Source organism: Acinetobacter sp. (assembly GCF_036659555.1).
Classification (GTDB): domain Bacteria; phylum Pseudomonadota; class Gammaproteobacteria; order Pseudomonadales; family Moraxellaceae; genus Acinetobacter.
Genome location: NZ_JAVXCI010000059.1, coordinates 1 through 3,224, shown reverse-complemented (window position 1 = coordinate 3,224; position 3,224 = coordinate 1). Strand labels below are relative to the sequence as shown.

The window sequence follows — 3,224 nt, the reverse complement described above, 5'->3', positions numbered from 1 at the left end:
ATCCACCGCAACCAAAGTTTGTTCAGCTGTTGCCAACTCTTTTACGGCAAACTGCGCAGCTTCCGCTTCACGCTCGCCTAAAATGAGGGCAAAAAGCGCGCCAGACTGATCCGCCTTTTTCATTTGTGATTTCATTGAGCCTTGTGAACCCACTTTCAGGCGGAGAGCGCTTCCTTCAGCTTCCAACTGATCACGGATTGTTTCAGCAGCAACAAGAGCTTTAGCCTGTGTCGATGGATCTGCAACCAGGAAGAACTCACAATCACGTACTGGCGTATTGTCTCCTGCCTGTTCAAGAAGCAGCAGCAAGCGCTCCATACCCATGGCAAAACCAACCGCCGGCACAGACTGATCCGCCTTGCCTTTGAGCTGGCCTACTAAGCCATCGTAGCGGCCGCCGGCGCAAACCGTGCCTTGCGAACCCAAATGCGTTGTAGTCCACTCAAAAACAGTTTTGTTGTAATAGTCCAGGCCGCGCACCAGTTTCTGGTTAATCACGAAGCTTACGCCGGCATCGGCTAAATACTGCTGCAAGGCTGCAAAGTGCTGTAAAGTCTCTTCACCCATGAAGTCATGCAGCTTCGGCGCATTTTCTAAAATGGCTTGAGTTTTTGCATCTTTAGAATCAAGGATGCGCAGCGGGTTGGTGGTTAAACGGCGCTGTGAATCTTCATCCAAATCGTTTTTATGTGACTCTAAAAACTCAACCAATGCTGCGCGGTAAGCAGCCCGCTCATCAGATTCGCCTAAAGTATTCAGCTCCAGCTGAACTTTGTCCGCCACGCCCATGCGCTTCCATAAGCGCGCGCTCATCAGAATCAGCTCAGCATCCATATCCGGCGTCGCCACGCCGAAAGTTTCCACGCCAAACTGGTGGAACTGGCGGTAGCGGCCTTTCTGCGGCTTTTCGTAGCGGAACATTGGCCCGACATACCACACCCGCGGCGCAGCGCCGCGCAGCAGATTATGCTCCAGCATGGCGCGCACGCAGCCCGCCGTGCCTTCAGGGCGCAAAGTCAGCGACTCCGGCGGATTGCCTTTGTCCAGAAACGTGTACATTTCCTTCTCGACAATATCCGTCGCATCGCCAATCGAACGCTTGAACAGATTGGTCTGCTCTACGATCGGCAGGCGGATCTGCTGGTAGCCATAGGCATCCATTAAGGAAGCTAAATGCTGCTCAAGACGCCTCCACGCAGGCGTCTGCGCCGGAAGAATGTCATTAAAACCTTTAATTGCGACAATTGAACTCATGATTTACTGCGTATAATTTCTTTGGATTTAGCTTCTTCAAGCGCTTTAACTCGCTGGCGAACCATTGTTTCGATTTCATCAACAAGCTGATTTGTATCAATTAAATGGCTCTTTTCGCCATTGCGGTACACCAGTGAACGCGGGCTTGCGCCGACAATGCCGATATCGGCCTCTTTGGCTTCGCCCGGGCCATTCACCTTGCAGCCAATGACCGATACATCCATCGGCGTGCGGATATCTTCCAAACGCTCTTCCAGCGACTGCATCACTTGAATCACGTTGAACTCCTGACGCGAGCAGCTCGGGCAGGCAATAAAGTTAATGCCGTTGGAGCGCAGCCCCAGCGACTTTAAAATATCAAAGCCGATTTTCACTTCTTCTTCAGGCTCAGCCGCCAGCGAAATGCGCATGGTATCGCCAATGCCTTCCATCAACAGGCCGCCCAAGGCGATGGCTGATTTGACCGAACCGGTGCGGTAAATGCCCGCTTCGGTAACGCCCAAGTGCAGCGGATTATCAATCTGCTTCGACAGCAGGCGGTAAGCGTCCATGGTTAAAAACACATTGGATGCCTTAACCGAAATCTTGAATTCCTGAAAATCCAGACGGTCCAGAATATCAATATGGCGCATTGCTGATTCCAGCAGCGCCGCGCCGGTCGGCTCGCCGTATTTCTTCTGAATGTCTTTTTCCAGCGAGCCGGCATTCACGCCAATCCGCATGGAAATGTCATGATGGCGGGCCGCTGCCACTACTTCGCGGATTTTCGCTTCAGAGCCGATATTGCCGGGGTTGATCCGCAGGCAGTCCGCGCCCATGTCGGCAGCTTTCAGCGCAATTTTATAGTCGAAATGAATATCCGCAACTAAAGGCACCTGCACGCGCTTGCGGATTTCCCCAAACGCTTCAGCGGCTTCCATGCTGGGCACGGAAACCCGCATGATGTCTGCGCCGGCATCGGCGCAACGCTGAATCTGCGCCACGGTCGCCTCAACATCGCAGGTTTCAGTATTGGTCATGCTTTGAATGCTGATCGGCGCATCGCCGCCCACATGCACTGAACCGACGCGGATTTTGCGGGTCGGACGGCGCTGAATTGGATTTACAATCATTTTTTCGCTCTACCCCTGGCCATTAACGTGATAAACGGAATTCTGCTTTGCCGTTTACGGTATATGGCGACAATGAAACCGCTTCATTATTTAAGCTTAATGACACGGCAGACGCATCATCCAAACGGATCTGGAATGGCGCTTCACCGGATAAATCCAAAGCTGAAGCCTGGCGGCCGGTCGCCAAAACCTTGCCGGCTGAGTCGACAATATGCACAGAGGTCGGGCGGTTGAACTGCAGGCTCAGCTGGTCGCCGGATACGGCGCCGCCGCTGCCTGAACTCAGCACCTGCACATCAGACGCTTCCGGCGCTAAAGCCTGCGCATCGCTGTCCGCGCTGCCGGACATATTTTGCATCACCGCGGCCAGTATGCCCAGAACCGCAAGCGCCAACAAGGCAATCAGGCCGCGCTTGATCCATTTGCGGTTGCGGTCGCGGTTTGAACCCGGCAGCTTGCCCATGATTTTAATCGGCGAATTGTTCAGGGCATGATTCGGCAACAGGCCGGTATCATTGGCGTAAATTTCATCAAAACGCTGAATAATGCTGGTCGCATCCACATTCAGGAATTTAGCGTAAATGCGGTAATAGCCCTTGATGAAGGTCGCCTCAGGCAAGGACTTGTACTCATCCTGCTCCAATGCGGTCAGGGTTTTCACCGGAATATTCAGCTCGGCTGCGACGCCACTGAGCTCGCGCTTCTGGGTAATGCGGATTTGACGCAGGTACTCGCCTGGGCGCTGTACATTTCCTAACGCATTTGGAGCAGCGCTCGAACCATTCGATTGCGGTGAATTAGGATTTACTTCCATACGGCCTCAGTACTGTACTGTAATTGCAAATAACGTTGGTATTC

General features: G+C 53.1%; 2 protein-coding genes and 1 pseudogene. All 3 read right to left on the bottom strand.

The features are described 5' to 3' along the window. Window positions 1-1,254 (bottom strand): annotated as a pseudogene (gene hisS, locus RSA72_RS09180) (histidine--tRNA ligase); the annotation flags it as partial. Further along, a complete protein-coding gene (gene ispG / locus RSA72_RS09175; protein WP_332623041.1) occupies window positions 1,251-2,366 on the bottom strand; it encodes a flavodoxin-dependent (E)-4-hydroxy-3-methylbut-2-enyl-diphosphate synthase in 1,116 nt (371 codons plus the stop codon). The gene ispG and the pseudogene hisS, both read right to left, overlap by 4 nt. A 22-nt stretch (window positions 2,367-2,388) precedes the next feature. Continuing rightward, the gene (locus tag RSA72_RS09170) at window positions 2,389-3,180 is read right to left on the bottom strand and encodes a helix-turn-helix domain-containing protein (protein ID WP_332623042.1); all 792 of its coding nucleotides are present in this window, start codon (window positions 3,178-3,180) and stop codon (window positions 2,389-2,391) included. Window positions 3,181-3,224: the final 44 nt, after the last annotated feature.